At 46.9% G+C, this 16,288-nt stretch carries 12 protein-coding genes; 2 read left to right on the forward strand and 10 right to left on the reverse strand.

The features are described from left to right. Positions 1-429 precede the first annotated feature (429 nt). The gene (locus C8U37_RS12325; RefSeq protein WP_245879840.1) at positions 430-846 is read left to right on the forward strand and encodes a cupin domain-containing protein; all 417 of its coding nucleotides are present in this window, start codon (positions 430-432) and stop codon (positions 844-846) included. A gap of 164 nt (positions 847-1,010) precedes the next feature. On the opposite strand, the gene C8U37_RS12330 is transcribed toward C8U37_RS12325, so the two are convergent. The 4 genes from C8U37_RS12330 to C8U37_RS12350 all read right to left on the reverse strand — a co-directional run bounded on the left by C8U37_RS12330 (position 1,011) and on the right by C8U37_RS12350 (position 7,029). Continuing rightward, on the reverse strand, positions 1,011-2,270 hold the full coding sequence (locus C8U37_RS12330) for an MFS transporter (RefSeq protein WP_146161835.1): 1,260 nt from the start codon (positions 2,268-2,270) through the stop codon (positions 1,011-1,013). Between the two features lie 424 nt (positions 2,271-2,694). Beyond that, positions 2,695-4,065 (reverse strand): allantoinase AllB, encoded by a 1,371-nt coding sequence (allB, locus tag C8U37_RS12340; RefSeq protein WP_108033528.1) that lies wholly within the window; start codon positions 4,063-4,065, stop codon positions 2,695-2,697. 63 nt (positions 4,066-4,128) lie between these two features. Next, on the reverse strand, positions 4,129-5,586 hold the full coding sequence (allW, locus tag C8U37_RS12345) for an allantoin permease (RefSeq protein WP_108033557.1): 1,458 nt from the start codon (positions 5,584-5,586) through the stop codon (positions 4,129-4,131). 234 nt (positions 5,587-5,820) lie between these two features. Further along, complete coding sequence (locus C8U37_RS12350; protein ID WP_108033529.1) at positions 5,821-7,029, reverse strand: pyridoxal-phosphate-dependent aminotransferase family protein; 1,209 nt, start codon at positions 7,027-7,029, stop codon at positions 5,821-5,823. Positions 7,030-7,205: 176 nt separating this feature from the next. Between C8U37_RS12350 and C8U37_RS12355 the strand changes: the two genes are divergently transcribed. After that, positions 7,206-8,840 (forward strand): PucR family transcriptional regulator, encoded by a 1,635-nt coding sequence (locus C8U37_RS12355; protein WP_108033530.1) that lies wholly within the window; start codon positions 7,206-7,208, stop codon positions 8,838-8,840. A 593-nt stretch (positions 8,841-9,433) separates the two neighbouring features. Here the strand turns inward: C8U37_RS12355 and arcC are convergent. From arcC to allE, 6 genes are read right to left on the reverse strand one after another with little or no spacing between them, the layout of a single operon-like run. Next, positions 9,434-10,375: a carbamate kinase gene (gene arcC, locus C8U37_RS12360; protein ID WP_108033531.1), complete on the reverse strand. Its 942-nt coding sequence runs from the start codon at positions 10,373-10,375 to the stop codon at positions 9,434-9,436. After that, positions 10,348-11,247, reverse strand: coding sequence for an oxamate carbamoyltransferase subunit AllH family protein (locus tag C8U37_RS12365; protein ID WP_170100288.1), 900 nt, complete (start codon positions 11,245-11,247; stop codon positions 10,348-10,350). Before C8U37_RS12365 ends, arcC begins: the two co-directional genes overlap by 28 nt. Before the next feature lie 18 nt (positions 11,248-11,265). Next, the gene (locus tag C8U37_RS12370) at positions 11,266-12,531 is read right to left on the reverse strand and encodes a YlbE family protein (protein WP_108033533.1); all 1,266 of its coding nucleotides are present in this window, start codon (positions 12,529-12,531) and stop codon (positions 11,266-11,268) included. A 16-nt stretch (positions 12,532-12,547) separates the two neighbouring features. Beyond that, the gene (fdrA, locus tag C8U37_RS12375) at positions 12,548-14,320 is read right to left on the reverse strand and encodes an acyl-CoA synthetase FdrA (protein WP_108033534.1); all 1,773 of its coding nucleotides are present in this window, start codon (positions 14,318-14,320) and stop codon (positions 12,548-12,550) included. Between the two features lie 55 nt (positions 14,321-14,375). Next, positions 14,376-15,461, reverse strand: coding sequence for an ureidoglycolate dehydrogenase (gene allD / locus C8U37_RS12380; RefSeq protein WP_108033535.1), 1,086 nt, complete (start codon positions 15,459-15,461; stop codon positions 14,376-14,378). Between the two features lie 17 nt (positions 15,462-15,478). Then, positions 15,479-16,264: a (S)-ureidoglycine aminohydrolase gene (gene allE, locus C8U37_RS12385; RefSeq protein ID WP_108033536.1), complete on the reverse strand. Its 786-nt coding sequence runs from the start codon at positions 16,262-16,264 to the stop codon at positions 15,479-15,481. Between the last annotated feature and the right edge of the window lie 24 nt (positions 16,265-16,288).

Below are 16,288 nucleotides of genomic sequence, written 5' to 3' on the forward strand. Positions count from 1 at the left end.
ACGAAATCTTTTTGTGATATTTTTAGCTATCGGTATTCTAAAAACACCTACTTATACCTCAGGAATTTCTATAACACCGCCTTCTTTGTAAGCGTTTTCCATAAGAATAGCTTACACTAAATTGACCAATAATTCAATCTGTAGATACAAATTAGTAGAAATAACAATGAGTCAATCCAGCTTGAGCAAAGCTACAAGCGCTATTTTTGTCCATATGGGCCGAATTCCGAAGCTTCTTATCAACAACCCACAAGCAGCATCGGATGCTTTTGTGCATAATGACTAATTTATTTAATTTTTTATAGAAACACTGCATTGTTAGCGCTTTAACCCCTTGTTATACTAAGGTCATATTCATTTGTGATTATCTGAACACATAGGAATTGAAACGGTTATCCCAATACACATAATAGACAAGGAGCGATTGATATGGAAACAGGAGGAAGCATTTTTGAAATGGAAGCGATTGAGGTAGCATCATCGAATCAATCAAAGATCAAGGAGCGGTTGTTCAAACTGGATGAGATTGCTCAGTTCGATTCCGAAGCCGGCAAAAAGACCATCTTTTACGAAACAGAGTTTATGGCTGGTGCGGTCTGGTGCTTGGAACCCGGTCAAAAAGTTGTGAACCACTCGCACTCCACTTCCGACGACATCTGGATTTGCATGCAAGGAACGGGCACTTTTTATCCAGGATTTGGCGAAGCTGTGGAGATTACGAAGGGGGACATCATATTCTCCGAGCGGGGCCAGCAGCACGGAATGGTCAACACCGGCAAGGAACAGTTTGTATTTGTGGGCGTGGCAGGACCGATGCCGATGGATTTCATTTCACATGAAGAATAATGCTTGATCAGGGGCTGGCTCAATTGAGTCAGCCCCTAAATTTTCGGACAACTATCCGGGGCTTCCGTTCACTGCAATTCCCCACGCCAAGTTCAAGCATATACAAAAAAAGGTCTGTGGTATTGAGCGCACTCGCTCATATCACAGACCTTTCTATTATTTTTTTAGGCTTTCTTTGTTCTGCCGTTCACCAGGTAGAAAATCGTCGTCCCTACAAGGATGATGATCACGGATAAGTAGAAGGCATAGACCTTTGATCCGGTCGCATCGGAGATAGCTCCGGTCAGTGAAGGTACAATAACCGAGGAGCTCATCCCGAAGAAATTAAAGAACCCCAGTGTCGTAGCAATGCCGCGTTTCGGTGCGTGCTCGCCCAACCATGAAATGATGATCGGTTCCACCGCCAACTTTCCGAAGAAACCATAAGAGATAAGCCCTACCATCAACAATACTTGGTTCGGTGCCTGAACTGCCAGGAAAAGCATGATTGCTGCGACTATTTCCAAAAAGATGATCAAATTGATTTTTTTATGGCTGAATTTATCAGCGATCCGGCTGAAGAACAGGGCACCCGGGATAGCTGCAAAAAATACCATCGATGAAGCCAATCCGATTGTTGCTCCCTCAAAGCCTCTTTCGGTCGACAAGAAGTTAGGAAGCCACGTATCCGTAAGGTAATAAGCGTAGCAGGTCGCAAAGTAAAGACAGTATGCCCCTAACATCTGAGGGCGCATCAAGGCCTTAAATGACGTTTTTTCTTGCGGATTTTCCGTAATCATTTTGGTTCTTGAAATGATGGCTTCACTCTCTTTATTGCCTTTGATATATTTCCGGAAGATGAAAACCATCGTGATGATCAAGAATAACGTAAAGAACAGCATATATTGCCAAGGAAGCCCCAGTTGCGCGACGAAGTAACTGGAAGAAATCATGCCAATTCCGCTACCTAACGCCGTACCGCTGTTCACGATAGCCGTAGCCAAGCTTTTTCTTGAACTCGGTACATGTTCTGCAGTCAAGGAATAGGCCACACCATAGTAGGTACCGCACCCGATTCCCGCCAACACGCTTCCGATGTAAACCACTGGCAAAGTCTGCGCCATGCCTACAACCAGTGTCCCCAATCCGAACAGCATGAAGCCAGGGATGAGGATGGTCTTCTTGCCGAAACGGTCCACCAACAGACCGGAAGGGATTTGCATCAAGACGTAACCCAGGAAATAAAAACTTGAGATGGATCCGAGTTGGGAATCCGTTGCCCCTCCGAAATAAGCGCTGATTTCAGGATAAATGGGTGCTAGAGCTGTACGGTAGACCCATATGGCGACCCAGCCGGCCGTCATAACATAAATGATTTGTTTCCAGTATTCCACTTTCTTTTCTGATACTACTTTTACTTCTTTTGTTGCTTCAGTTTCAACCATCTGATTCTCCTCCATCACTTATTATTGTATCGCTTGATTAAAGGGCCTGACTTCCAAGTTACTCCCCAAGCGCAACGGTAAGCCCTTCCATTTCCTCTTTGATTGATTCCATTATAAGCATTTAAAGCCGCGCAAGCCCTGTACATTCCACACAATAATATGTCCTATTTTGTGAAGAGTGACCAAGTCGGAGATAGGGTAACTCCGGCGAATGGAGGCTTCGCCGGAGTTCAGGATGCATTCCGTTTACGTTCTCCGATGAAGGTGGCTTCACCGGAGTTGCGGCTGATTGTTACCGGCGTCCTCCGGCCAATAGGCGCCCGACCGGAACTGACGAACGCCTTCGGACCCGTTCCTCCGATCAGCGTGCGCAAAGAAGAGGCCATCTCATTACGAGACAGCCCCACCATTGTCGTTTATTTGTTTATTTGACGAAGACAAATTCTCCTGAACGTGTATCCGAAACGCCAGCTTCCAGACTGTACACCGTCTCGCCGCGCAGAATCGTTCTTGCTACTTGCGCTCCGATTTCGCGTCCGACGTACGGGCTGATTTTATTTTTGTACTCTAAATCTTCTGTTTTTAATGTATAAGGCGCATTCGGTTTGATCAGAACGATATCAGCATCTTTACCGATTGCAATGTGGCCTTTTGAACTCAAATTGAAGCGATCAGCCGGATTTGCAGCGATGATATCGGCAAATAATCTTAAGGACATGCCGCGTTTCTGAACGCCTTCATCGAATAACACATCAACGTTGTTCTGAACGCCTGCGATTCCGCCCCAAGCTTCAAAAGCATTCTCTTTATCCTTCAGATCAGGTGTACATGGAGAGTGATCGGAAGTAACGAAGGCGATTTCGCCAGCCAATAATTTTTCCCACATGCCGTTTTGGTTTTCTTTGTCACGGATTGGAGGGGAACATTTAACGATTGGTCCAATTGCATCCAATTCGGAAGTATCAAAGTATAGATAGTGTGTGCACGTTTCACAAGTCACATCAACGCCTTCATTGCGGGCTCTGGTTACTTCTTCAACGCCTTCAGGACAAGCTACGTGGCAAATGTGGATACGGCAGCCAGTTTCTTTTGCGAATAGGATTGCGCGTCTGATCGGCTCCACTTCTGTGAAGACAGGACGGCTTGCTACATAAGCTTTCAGCGTTGTTTCGCCGCTCTTGTAAGCAATCTCTCCCAATCTGTCTGTGATTGTCGCATTTTCAGCATGAATAGCCAATACTTTGCCAGTCTTAGCAATCTGTCTCATTCCTTCGTACAGAGTGTAATCGTCCGCATTCATGAAATCTCCCTCAATCGAACGATCGCCACAGGTAGCCATGAAGCATTTGTAGGCTGCAGCGCCGCCTTCATCCAACTCTTGGATTCCACCTTCAATGTTGAATGGAACCAATCCGCCAAAAGAAGCTACGTCTGCTGTCAGTTTATTTTGGCCTGCATCTACTTTGATCTGTAACGTTTTGGCATCCACTGTCGCTGGAACTTGATTCAATGGCATCTCCATGAAAGAAGTTACGCCGCCTTTGGCACAAGCTTTTGTTCCTGTCAGATAGCCTTCCCAATCATCACGGTAGCTACCGCCTGGATCTGTGATATGCACGTGCGCATCCACCATACCAGGGCTTACAACAAGGCCTTTTGCATCGATTACTTCAGTTGCATCACCCAAGTCGTTACCGATAGCAGCTATTTTACCATCTTTGATGGCTACATCAGTTTCAATTTCACCATTATCCAGGATAACCAAACCATTTTTGATCAGTAAATCGTAATTCATTTTTTTTCCTCCTAATAATAAATGATTTATATCAATATTTTTGAAACCAAAAGTTAGATGAAACTATTTTTTGCCTTTTTTCAGCATTAGATAGATACCGAAGGCCAAGGCAGCTCCGATTATCCATGACAAATTTGATATCATCTGCAGGGCAGGTATAATCTGACCGCTTACAGAAATCAACAGGGCTGCAATCGTTGCGATATAAGCTTCCACGTTTATACCCTTATATGGGTTTTTCGAATTATCAGCATTTACATCCATATACAAAGCATCTAGGTCTATTTCCTGCTTCTTAACGAAGTAATAGTGAGCCAACATAACTCCGGCAACAGGACCAAGCACAGCGCCGATGATGTTCAGGAAAGCGAAAATGCTCGCTGAATTTTCCATCAATTTCCATGGCATGATGAGATAACTGATGACAGAAGCAATCAGAACGCCTTTCTTATAATCAACAGACTTAGGGAACAATGCCGACAATTGATAAGCTGCCGGAATGATGTTACCGGTTGCATTTGTGGAGACGGTAGTCATCAAGAATACAACTACAGCTAAGGCTGCTGCAGGGACACTATCCCATTTGTTGACGATATTCAGTACATTCCATTCCTGTACTCCAAAATGGATGGAACCTCCAATCAAAATCGCAACACTGGATAAAGCAAAAATCAAGTAAGCTACTAAAAGGCTCGCCGTTTGCCCTATTGATTGATCTCTCGTTGAGTTGGCATTCTGCGTAAAGTCGGATACGCTTGCCCCAGGAGCAGCCCAAACGGAAATGACGGAATTGATGATGATGAAATAAGCCAATAAAGGAGTGTATGATTGGACACCTGCGCCAGATGGTGCGTATGCCAAGATATTTCCTAAGCCTCCACCTACATTGATTGCCCATATAGCCATACCGCCGAATACGATGTAGATCAACGGATTCAAGATTGCTGTGAACTTATTCAGTACACCCCCGCCACCAAGACCGATCAGTACATTGATTGCCCAGAAAATTGTAAAGGTGATCAAGCCTGGCAAGTCAATCCCGAAGAAATTGAAGTTCCCTCCAATGGTCAAGAAACCTGGCCAAAATTTACCAATCAAAATCAGCAACGCCAACGACCCGGCATAGTTTTGAAGACCGAACCACGCTATGGCCGCTACTCCTCCTCGCAAGAATCCCGGAAGCTTCGCTCCTAAGTCCCCATAAGTTGATCGCAGATGCATTGCAAAAGGTATCCCATATTTAGAACCTGCTCTGCCGTTGAAAACCATAAAAGCACTGACTGCCAAAGAACTGATGATAAGAGCCAACATAACATTGATCGGCGACAGGCCCAGGAATAGGAATCCCCCTACTGCGGTATAGTTCGGAATATTATGAACCGATCCCATCCATAAGGTGAAATAGTTCTTCACACTCATATTCCTTTTTGCGGCCGTTTTTGGAACAACATCATCATTATAGCCACGTTTCTTAAAATCTTCGACTTGTGCATCACTGACAAAAAGATCAGTCACATGCATTTTCCCCTCATTATTACTTGCTTCCATTTAATAACCCTCCCAATCTTTGTAATCGCTATCAACATTTGATAAGCTTATTGTACAGTGGACCTGAAGCGTTTACATCAGAAAAGATGTACAAAGTGATTTTTATGCTTGTGCACAACCGACAATCCTTTAGTGAAGGACCAAAAAAAAAGGAACAATCAAATTTGAGTGCCATTTTGATTGTTCCTTATCCCCAACTATTGTCTTCTATTTATTGTATTCGTTCAAAGCTGCCAAAACAGCTTCCCCGCGATGGATGGCTGCCCCGTGGAACAGGAGTGCCGCTTCAAAAGCAGCCAGGACGTGCAATACATTTTCCTTACGGCTGCTGAAGCCCATATTGCCGATCCTCCAGACTTTCCCTTGCAACGGACCGAATGATGAAGCGATTTCGACACCGAAATCATGCAACAATGTGTTGCGTACCGCATCGCCGTCGACACCTTCCGGAATCAGAATAGGTGTAACAGTCGGCATTTTCGTTGTGCGGTCGCCGAAGATGAACAAGCCCATCGCTTCGATGCCGGCCTGAATGGCGCGGTCATTTTGGCTGTGGCGCTCATAACCGTTCTCGATGCCTTCCTGGATCATCATCCGCAGACCCTCGTGCAATGCATAGATCATGCTGGTTGATTCGGTATGATGGTTGATGCGCTCTTTGTTCCAGTAGCGTTGCAGTTGGCTTAAGTCCAGGTAATTGCTGCTGATATGGCGTTCATTACGGAAATCCTTGCTCAAGCCAAGCTCTTTCTGATAACGCGCTGTCAACACCTTCTCAACGCGCTCGTTATAGGTGATCAATGACAATCCGGACGGTACGCTTACGCATTTCTGGGTACCCGCGATGGCGATATCAATGCCCCATTCATCCACTTTTACAGGTGCTCCACCATAAGTGGCGACTGTGTCAACGACAAAAAAAACATCGTTCGCTTGGCAGAATTTACCGATTTTTTCCAGCGGTTGCATCTGGCCATTCGCTGTTTCCCCATGGACGAGTGCGACTATTTTAGGGTTGACCCTTTTGATTTCCGCGATGATCGCATCCTGTTCAAAGACACTGTCCCATGCTTTTTCCAAGTAAGTCACTTGCGCTTTCGCGCGTTCACAGATTTCGCCCAACAAGTACGCAAATCGCCCGTATGCAGGGATCAGCACTTTGTCGCCGGGTTCGATCAGTCCGATAAGCGCCGCCTCCAGCCCGGAACGCGATGTGCCGTCGATGGCGAAAGCTTGCTCATTTTTTGTTCCGAACGGGATTTTGATCATTTCTTTCACTTCGTCCATTATGGCTAAGAAAGCTGGATCGAACTGCCCCAAAATAGGTGTGCTCATGACCCGAAGTACATTCGGATGCGCTTCAACAGGGCCTGGTGTCATGATGGTGCGGATGGGTGTGTTGATTTCATTGAACATATATATTCCTCCAAGTTTATTAATGATCTGGTAATTTACTTACATCCTACCATTCTCAGCGAAAATGTCATTGTGCGTTATGAATAAAATAATCTGAAATTTGTAGATATTGCCTAAATAAACGCTTGCTGGTGATGGCGTTTTCATTTAAAATAGAGCCACTAGGAGGGTTTTTAATGACTACAATGAAAGAGCTTTTGGATTTGCCCCGTTTTTCCGATTTAAAGGTGCTGAATGCCGGAGCAGATCTGTCCCATACGGTGACAAGCATAGAAATATCCGAAACGCCGGATGTCGCATTTTACATCCCGAAGGACGTTTTTTTGCTGACGACTGCGATGAGCTATAAGAATGACCAACAAGGGTTGATTCCTTTGATCGATTCTTTGATGCGTGTGAACGCTGCCGGCTTAGGGATAAAAACCGGCCGCTTCCTTCCGGAAATCGATCAGTCCGTCATCAATTATGCCAATTCGGTACGTTTCCCTTTAATCCAAATCCCAAGCACTACTCCGCTCGGGACACTATCCCATCAAATGCTGAACTACTTATGGAACCAAAAGACCGAACAGATGAGCTATGCTTTGGATATCCAAAAACGTTTTTCGAATTTGCTGATGAACGATGCGAGCATTGCGCGCTTCATTTCCGACTTCGGAAAAATGATCAAAACACCGGTCATCCTGCTGAATCCTTTCCGGCAAGTGATCGCCCATTCCAAACATTTCACCCAATCCAGCAAGCCTGCCGAATATTATGTGGGGCAAGTGCATGAGAAAAAGCCGCATCTTTCGGCAGACACAACCGACTCTTTTCTGATAACCGATATGGACAGCCAAGAAATGCAGATTTCAATCTATCCTATCCGTGCGAACAACTATTTCCCATACTATTTGATCATTTTGAGACCAGAACAGATTCCTTATCCCGTATCGGAATTTGCGGTTGATCAGGCCTCGATGGTTCTGTCGTTCGTAATCTACAAAAACCTGAAAGTGGAGGAGTCCAAGCAGGACATCCGCAGTGATTACTTCAAACAATTAATAGAAAATCAGCAGGCTCCAACACTTAAGCAAAAGAATTGGCTCGATTTGGGCCAAAATTTTGGCATCGTCAATTCCCATCATTACCAAGTGATTTACATCAATTGCCGTAACGAAAAGAGTTCAATCTTCAAAGATAAATTGAGCCGGGAAAAAATCCAATTGGTTAACCAATGGCTTACAGATTCGTTAGCTTTCCACTTCCGTGATGCCTTGCTGTTCCCAATGAAAAACACAAACCATTTGCTTCTTTTGCTGCAGTCCAAAAATGAAGCGATAGATGATATCCTACGGACAACTGCAGAAGAACTTGAGAGGGTTCTTCCGATTTCTTTGGCGTTCTCCTATGGCCATCCTTGTGAAAAAATAGATATGATTGCCAACTCATACATCGAAGCTAAGATAGCTTTCGATGAAGGTTTTGCTAAAGATCCACAGCCGCTCATCAACTATTATCGCCCACAAGGCATGCTAAGCTTGTTCGAAAGGATGCAAACCGACGAAATCAAATATTTCTGTCAGTCGGTACTGCATGAACTGGCTTATCCTGAAGAAGACGCCATGATTGAATTGCGTCGGACGCTGAAGACCTACCTTGACTACCAATGCGAAATCACGCGCACCTCAAAAGCAATGTTCATCCACCGCAACACAGTGAAGTACAGAATTAACCATTGCGAAGAGATACTCGGAACACCGATCGATGATCCAAACTTCAGCCTCAACCTAAGACTGGCCCTCGAACTATCTCAAGAAGGCGATGAATAGAGAGTGAGGAAAGTCATTTAGCTCCCCATACGTTGGAGCATCCCACGAAGTGAACCTCTTTTGTTCACTACGCGGGGTGTGAAACATTAGTGGGAGCTGACTTTTCGAACACGTTTGATTAGAGTGTGATGATTCGCGGGTAAAATCGGGCTGCTTATACCACAAATAACCTTCCGAACAGCTTTCGGAAGGTTATTTGTATGTGGATTGTTGCATTTAAGAGGGGGGCTCATAATTCCATGAGCCAGTCCCCCTTTTATTTTTTTTAGCCTTATTCATATCTGGACGGGTATTGAGCCGGCTACAACTAGCGAACACCAGACAGATGCGGCATCTCTCATCTCGACCCTCGCTGGGCGCTCTTCTCCGGCGAACGGAGGCTTCGCCGGAGTTCAGGACGCATTCCGTTTGCGTTCTCCGATGAATACTGCTTCACCGGAGTTAAGTCCGATTGTTACTGGTGTGCTCCGGTGAGCGGACCGTTCACCGGAGCTGGGGACGGACTACACGCACTCCTCCAGTCAGCGGGCGCACCAACAGAAACAGGAGACTGCCTCGGGAATGAGACTGCCTCCTGTTTTTTGTTTCTTAGTTTAACTATTGACGATGCGTGTACCCGCAAACCCGGATAAAGCTTCAGTTGCCTGATCCAATGAACAGATGATGGCTTTTTTCCCTTGCATCGCAAAGTCGATGGCGGCCTCCATTTTTGGTCCCATGCTGCCGTCTGCGAATTGGCCTTCATCCAAATATTGCTTCGCTTTCAGAACGGAAATTTCTTCAAGTTTTTCTTGGTTCGGTTTCCCATAATTGATGTAGACATTGCTGACGTCCGTCAGCATCATGAATACATCGGCATCCAATTGCTCCGCCAACTTCTTGCCGGTGCGATCTTTGTCGATTACGGCTTCAATCCCGGATATTTGGCCGATTTTGTTGCGGACTACCGGAATACCCCCGCCGCCGCCTGCGATTACGATGGTATTCTGTTTCAACAACTTAAGGATCGACTCAACCCCATGAATTTTTTGCGGTTGAGGGGAAGGCACAACCCTGCGGTAGCCTCTTCCGGCATCTTCCATCATGATCCAGCCTTTATCTTCCGACAATTGTTCGGCTTGTTCTTCAGAATAGAAGATCCCGATCGGTTTTGTAGGATTATCAAACGCAGGATCATCCGGTGATACTTCCGTTTGCGTCAATAAAGTCAAGACGCTGCTCGTCAATTCTTCCTCATGCAAAGCGTTCTTCAAAGATTGTTCCATCATATATCCGATGAAACCTTGCGATTCGGCGCTGCAGACGTCCAACGGCATCTGCGGCACGACATCCTTCGCTTCCTCATTTTGACGCAGGATATTCCCGACTTGCGGTCCATTTCCATGCGTCACAACGATTTCATAATCCAATTTTTCTATTTTTGCGATCAGCTCCGCACTCATCTTGATGTTGTGCATCTGATTATCGAACGTCGCTTCTTGGTTCGGACGCAAGATTGCATTCCCGCCTAAAGCGATGACAACTCTTTTTGCCATTGATTGTACCCTCCTTCAAATCTGTTCCATACTAACAGCGCACCTGTAAGGCCTGTCAACATATCCATTCCGGACGTATGTCCGATAGCCATTATGTGTTTGATGCATTCTTCTATGGCTTTTTCTTCACTTTCCTGCTGCAAAACATGCAGCAAACGATGGATGGGCTCGTTGTAAAGACCATCCAGGGCGCACGCCAGATAGTGCTCGCTTACTGTTGTAGTTGGCTTCGGATCTTGCGCCAAACGCTTCCTGATAAGGCCTTCCGTATCCGCCGGGAGCATCCCCAGAAGCTGATCGGCTGCCAAAGCACCCACCAGAAGATCGTCACCGGACGGCGTCAACCCCTTGCCTCTGCCGATGAAGTAGCTTATCGCCTCGCTTCTTTTGCCCGCGTCACCCGAATACAGCCTCAGTATATGATTGCCTTCCAAGGTATTTGCTAAAAATGAATCCCGTGTCAAGTCTGCCATCATGAAATCAAAACCGTTCAATTTTTCGATTTTCGCCATCGATGCCACAAAATGTCGCAAGCTTCCCTGATGCAAACCTTTTTCCGTTGCATAGCGGGACTGATAATGCGGTGACCCATCAACAACAATGGTGCATCCGTCGAAAATCAGCCTACCGTCCGAGATGGACACAGGTTGGCCGGGTTGAACGGTCCCGACCAGTTTCCCCAACATGTCATCCGGAAGATACAGCGCTTTCGGCAGCCGCGGTGAAGATGTACCTGCTATCAGCATCAGATTTTCCTGATCAGCGCTTTGAATGTTCAAACTTTTATTGAATAGGCTATGGACGCGCCAAGTGCTCTTATTTTGCAGCGTGTCCGTCAAGCGTTCGTCATGGTAAGCTGCCTTTATGAACACTGCGACCATCCCCCTTTGTTATTCTTGGAAACCCAATTTTTTGGCATACGCCAAGACAGCTTTTTCGAAACATTCGATCGGTGGATGCACCGTTCCAGCTCCGATTTGACCCAATCCAGCCTTTTTGTTGGCGATGCCGGTATTGATGACCGGTGTGATACCCGTTTCAACGACCTTGCGGGCGTCGATGCCAAGGCAGATGCCTTGGAAATCCCATGTCGGTACAGAGAAGTTCGGATTCTGGTCGATACAGATTTCGCGCATTTCATTGCTTGTCTGTAGTGCATCCTGGAACCCACCGCTGCCTACGAAACGCGTAACTGCAGGCGCTGCGATCATCGCCATACCACCGACACCGAACGTCTCGGTGATGGCACTGTCCCCCATATCCGGAGCGGCATCGTCTTCACTGAAGCCTGAGAAATAAAGCCCTTGCGGAGTGTTGACCGGCCCTGTGAACCATTCATCCCCCATTCCGGCGATACGGATACCGAATTCATAGCCATTGCGGCACATTGCGGTGACGATCGTGCCCTCTTGGATTGTCCTTGCACCATCCAGGACAGCTTTGGCTGCTGCCATCATGATGTTCAGGAAGAATTGGTCCGTATCCGCCAAGAATTGCATGACCTGTTCTTTTTCTTTTTGATCCATATCCAATCCGACGATGATCGGCGCCATTTCCTTCAAAAAGGCCAATGAAGCGGCGATGTTTCTTTGGTGGAATTCATCTCCCATGGCGATTGCTTTGGCGACCAGTACGTTCACGTTCAGTCCGCCTGTTTTTGTTTGCAGCGCTTTGCTCAATGTTGGTCCCAATACGTCACGCATCCAGCGTAAACGAGTGACTACTTCATCGGAATAAGCTCCGAAACGCAGTACTGCGCCGATTCCTTCGTTCATCGTACAGAAAGCGCGGTTGCCATCTGTCCTGTTTTCCACAATCAGAACTGCCATATTTGCTGAAGTAATCCCGCCCATAGGACCGACAGCATTGACATGATGACAAGGGATCAAGGTAACCTCTCCGGATTCCAATAATTTTCTGGCATCCGCTTCATTTTCCGCCCATCCCTCGAAAAGCGCTGCACCCACACAGGCACCTTGGATCGGATCGACCATTTGCTCATATTTGATGGGTGGACCTGCATGCAGCAGGACCTTCCCTTCGTTAAATTCTTTGATCACTGATTTGGCTGGTACAACATCCACTAAGAAAGGGGAGCCAGCGACAATTTTAGCAGCTACTGCTTGATTAGCTTCATCAATCGTTTGATAATGCATCCTTGTTTCTCCTCCCTTATATGCTTTCTGTTTGTTCAGTTTTATAATTATTCAAGTAATACAAAGCTTTCTGCAAGGTGACGTTGCCACCCGCAACCGGACGCCAATCGAATTGCGTCGCTTTCCCGCCGTTTTCACGGATGGTATCGGAGAAACTGCGCAGCCCGATATTCAAAAATTCTTTCGCATGCAGAAGGTCCAACATAGCCTGTGAAGGCGCTAATTCTTCCGTAAATGCAGGTGCATCGATTTCTTCCAGATCTTTCTTGTTGTCCTGGATACGGATGCCCAGCATAGCCAAAGCCGTGCGGACAGCTTGGTTGTTGCTCATCCGGATGATGACTCCGGCATCTTCCAATAATTTTTGTTGCGCCTGGCCGTCTTGAGGATCAGCGTCAGTCCCTACGATCGTCGCAACGAATGCCAATTCTCTGCCTGCAGAAGCAGCTTTCGCTTTTGCTTCCTTGATGGCCGGCACCAATTCGCTTGCCATATCCATGTGCGATCCGTAGCCCAAAACGATGTCCAACAAGATGACGGCTGTCTTCGGATCGTCCGCGGCTTGTCTGATCATTTCGATCCGCTTTTCCGGATCAATCATCGGGTGCGGTTTGCCTTGCGTATAGATGTCGTCTCCCAAATCCAGGACTTCATAGCCCTCGTTCTTCAGGATGTAGCCTTCCTTCTTCTCGGAGTCCCCGCTCAAGTTGAGTCCATCCTTGATCAGCATGGCTGCTTCATTTGCCAAAGTACCGCCGGAATAATAGCCTTTGATGTATTTTTGATCAGCGGAGAAGCTGACAACAGGCACATCGAATGCATCCGCAACGGAGTCGATGGTTTCTTTGTTCACTAATTTGACAGCCAGTTCAGCCGCTTCCTCCAATGTATAGGCATGGTAAAGGTTTGGTTCGTGATAAGTTGGTTTTTCGCCCAAGAAGATGGTTACGGCCGGTTTGGAAATTTTTCTCAGTAAGGCTAGAACCCTATCCCTGACGCTGGCTGCCGGTGGTTTGGAGATGACAACGATCACTTCCGTATTCGGATCCTGTTCCAAGGTGACGATGCCATCCATCAGTGTGATGCCTCCGATAGCTTCCTTCAGATCGCGTCCGCCGGTTCCGATTGCGGTCGTCACACCGCCACCCAATTTATGGATAAGCGTGGAAACTTCCTGGATTCCTGTTCCCGATGCACCGACGATGCCGATTTTTCCGGGTCTGATGACATTGGTGAACGCCAATGGGATGCCGTTGATGATCCCTGTGCCGCAATCCGGTCCCATCAGCAGCAAACCTTTTTCATGCGCCTTCAATTTCAGGCGTTTTTCATCTTCGACCGATACATTGTCGCTGAAACAGAAGACGTGTTTGCCGGCGTCCAATGCGCGTTCGATTTCAAGTGCCGCATGCGTTCCTGGAATTGAGAAGAGTGCGACTTGCGCATCCTTCGCCATCTCCAAAGCCTTATCCCACGTACGGGCGGTCTCTTCTACAGAAGCGCCGCTATTCCCTTTGGCCTGTTCCTCCAGGAAAAGATCGATTTCTTCCATGACGTTAGCGATGACTGCTTCATCCTCCACTTCCAGAACGACAGCCATATCATTCGACGATGCTTTTTCCAGTTCCGGTGTGTACAGCCCTCCTGTTTTGAAGATGTCTTTATTGGCAGGCGTACCCATCATGATGGAAACTTTTGTGACGCCTGCGACTGTATTGATTTTATTCGTCAACAGCATCAAAACGATGGAATCCTGGTAGCTGTTTGATTTGATGATTGTGTGTAACATTGATTGCCTCTCTTCCCCGGTTTCCCGATTCTTTTTATGTGCTTCGAACCTCTATTTATTCCGCAAAAGCTCCCTTGCCGCCGTATTGGTCAAAATGAATCAGATCACTTTTCAGATAGGCGTAAATGCTCTCCTCGACAGGGATGCCCTGCTCCTGATGTTTTTCATAGTTCAATTGATTGATTTCGCCCGGATAATAGACTTGACGGAAACCGGCTGCCGGTTTGACTGCATGCAATTCCGCCACCGTAGTCTCGATTTTGTCCTTGAAACTCTCAATATCCGTGAATTTTTTGGGATCGATGATGATATATAATTGCCCTAGGTTGCGTCCCTCAGAAATTTCGTCATACATCGATGAAACATGCTTTCCGAAAGGCAAGCCCAACAGCACGCCAGAAAGGATGTCGATCATCATCATCAGCCCGTAGCCTTTCGGACCCGAAATCGGCAGCAGTCCATGGACATCATGCGGATTTGTTGTCGGTTTCCCCTCTTTATCCACTGCCCAGGTATCCGGTATGGCCCTGTTTTTTGAACGGGCATCGAGGATTTTCCCCCAAGCCTGCACAGTCGTGGCCATATCGAAGACAATCGGAGGACCATTTTTCCTTGGCGCTGAAAACGCGATCGGATTGGTTCCGTAATAGATTTCTGAACCTCCGAAAGGAACAACCATCGGATCGGATTGGCACATTGCGATCGCAATCAGATCTTGCTCAGCTGCCTGTTTTACGTAATAGGATAGCGCACCACTGTGACTCATTTTGGAAATGCCGACAACAGCCACACCCGCTTCCTTGGCCATGGCAATGGCTTCCTTAAGTCCAAGATTTGCGATATACTGGCCAATCCCGTTATCTCCATGGAAAATCCCGGTGCTTGCTCCTGTCTTTTTGAAAGAAACATTGGGTTCAAGCGTCACGCCGCCCTTGGAGATCCTTTCGGCATAGTAATCGACGCGGACGGCACCATGGGAATGGATTCCGGAAGAATCCGCAAACACCAGATGGTTGGCGACCTCAGTTGCTTGCTCAGAATACAGTCCGGCTCCCTCTAATTTATTTTTGATCAGTCGATGAAGTTCATCAGGCATTACAGTCACTAATTTCGCCTCGACTTCTATTCCAGTCCCTTCCATTGTTATGCTCCTTGTCATCAAATTTTAGGATCGCGGTTACAGTCCTTCGAATAGACGTAACGCAACGGCTCCCCTCTGCCGACTGCATAGGCAGCTTGAGGCACGTACGCACCCATGAAGATATAATCGCCCTTCTCGACAGGCATCCAGTCATTGTCCAAGTTGTACATGCCTTGGCCCGACAGGATATAGGCTCCGTGTTCCTGCACATGGGTCTCGATGTAGCCATGGCTTGCGCCCGGTTCGAAGGAAAGGATATGGAAATTCATGTCAAAACCGATATCTGTAGGCAACAGATCCCACAACAAGACATCTTCCATCCCTTCATATTCAGAAGGAATCAAGTCATTGCTGTTGCCCACGACCTTATGCGCTTCATGGCCTTCCAAAGGCTCGTAGCGTTTTTTGTAAAGGAAGATTTCCGTAGTGGCTTCCTGGTTGTTTTCCAAGTACATCAAGACACCTGCCGGCAAATAGGCATAGCCGCCGGTTTCCAGCTCATGGCTCTCCATTCCGTCGCTGACCTTCAATTTTCCATCCAAGACGTAAACGAAGGTTTCTACTCCTTCAGCACCGAAACCTTTTTCATTTTTGCCGCCCGCCTGCATCGAAATGATGTAATCCACAAAGTTGGCTCCCAATTTTGGTGAAGCCAAAATGGTGACCTCGCAATTTTCAAAGCCGGGAACGACGTTTTTCACCAATCCATCATGCGGAAGCAAAGCATAGTTGTGTCTCTTGATTACGGCTCTTGATTCCAACAGTCCGTCTCTATAGCCTGTATTATTGTTTTTGTACCCCATTCTCTCTCCATCCTATCTCTCTGG

The sequence above is a fragment of the Trichococcus patagoniensis genome (genome assembly GCF_003051085.1).
In the GTDB taxonomy this organism is placed as follows: Bacteria; Bacillota; Bacilli; order Lactobacillales; family Aerococcaceae; genus Trichococcus; species Trichococcus patagoniensis.

What these genes read in the sequence shown, in the direction of transcription:
- C8U37_RS12330 (WP_146161835.1), bottom strand. Translation starts at nt 2,270, where the DNA reads ATGGTTGAAACTGAAGCAACAAAAGAAGTAAAAGTAGTATCAGAAAAG.
- allE (WP_108033536.1), bottom strand. Translation starts at nt 16,264, where the DNA reads ATGGGGTACAAAAACAATAATACAGGCTATAGAGACGGACTGTTGGAA.
- C8U37_RS12370 (WP_108033533.1), bottom strand. Translation starts at nt 12,531, where the DNA reads ATGCATTATCAAACGATTGATGAAGCTAATCAAGCAGTAGCTGCTAAA.
- C8U37_RS12325 (WP_245879840.1), top strand. Translation starts at nt 430, where the DNA reads ATGGAAACAGGAGGAAGCATTTTTGAAATGGAAGCGATTGAGGTAGCA.
- arcC (WP_108033531.1), bottom strand. Translation starts at nt 10,375, where the DNA reads ATGGCAAAAAGAGTTGTCATCGCTTTAGGCGGGAATGCAATCTTGCGT.
- allD (WP_108033535.1), bottom strand. Translation starts at nt 15,461, where the DNA reads ATGGAAGGGACTGGAATAGAAGTCGAGGCGAAATTAGTGACTGTAATG.
- C8U37_RS12355 (WP_108033530.1), top strand. Translation starts at nt 7,206, where the DNA reads ATGACTACAATGAAAGAGCTTTTGGATTTGCCCCGTTTTTCCGATTTA.
- C8U37_RS12350 (WP_108033529.1), bottom strand. Translation starts at nt 7,029, where the DNA reads ATGTTCAATGAAATCAACACACCCATCCGCACCATCATGACACCAGGC.
- allW (WP_108033557.1), bottom strand. Translation starts at nt 5,586, where the DNA reads ATGCATGTGACTGATCTTTTTGTCAGTGATGCACAAGTCGAAGATTTT.
- allB (WP_108033528.1), bottom strand. Translation starts at nt 4,065, where the DNA reads ATGAATTACGATTTACTGATCAAAAATGGTTTGGTTATCCTGGATAAT.
- fdrA (WP_108033534.1), bottom strand. Translation starts at nt 14,320, where the DNA reads ATGTTACACACAATCATCAAATCAAACAGCTACCAGGATTCCATCGTT.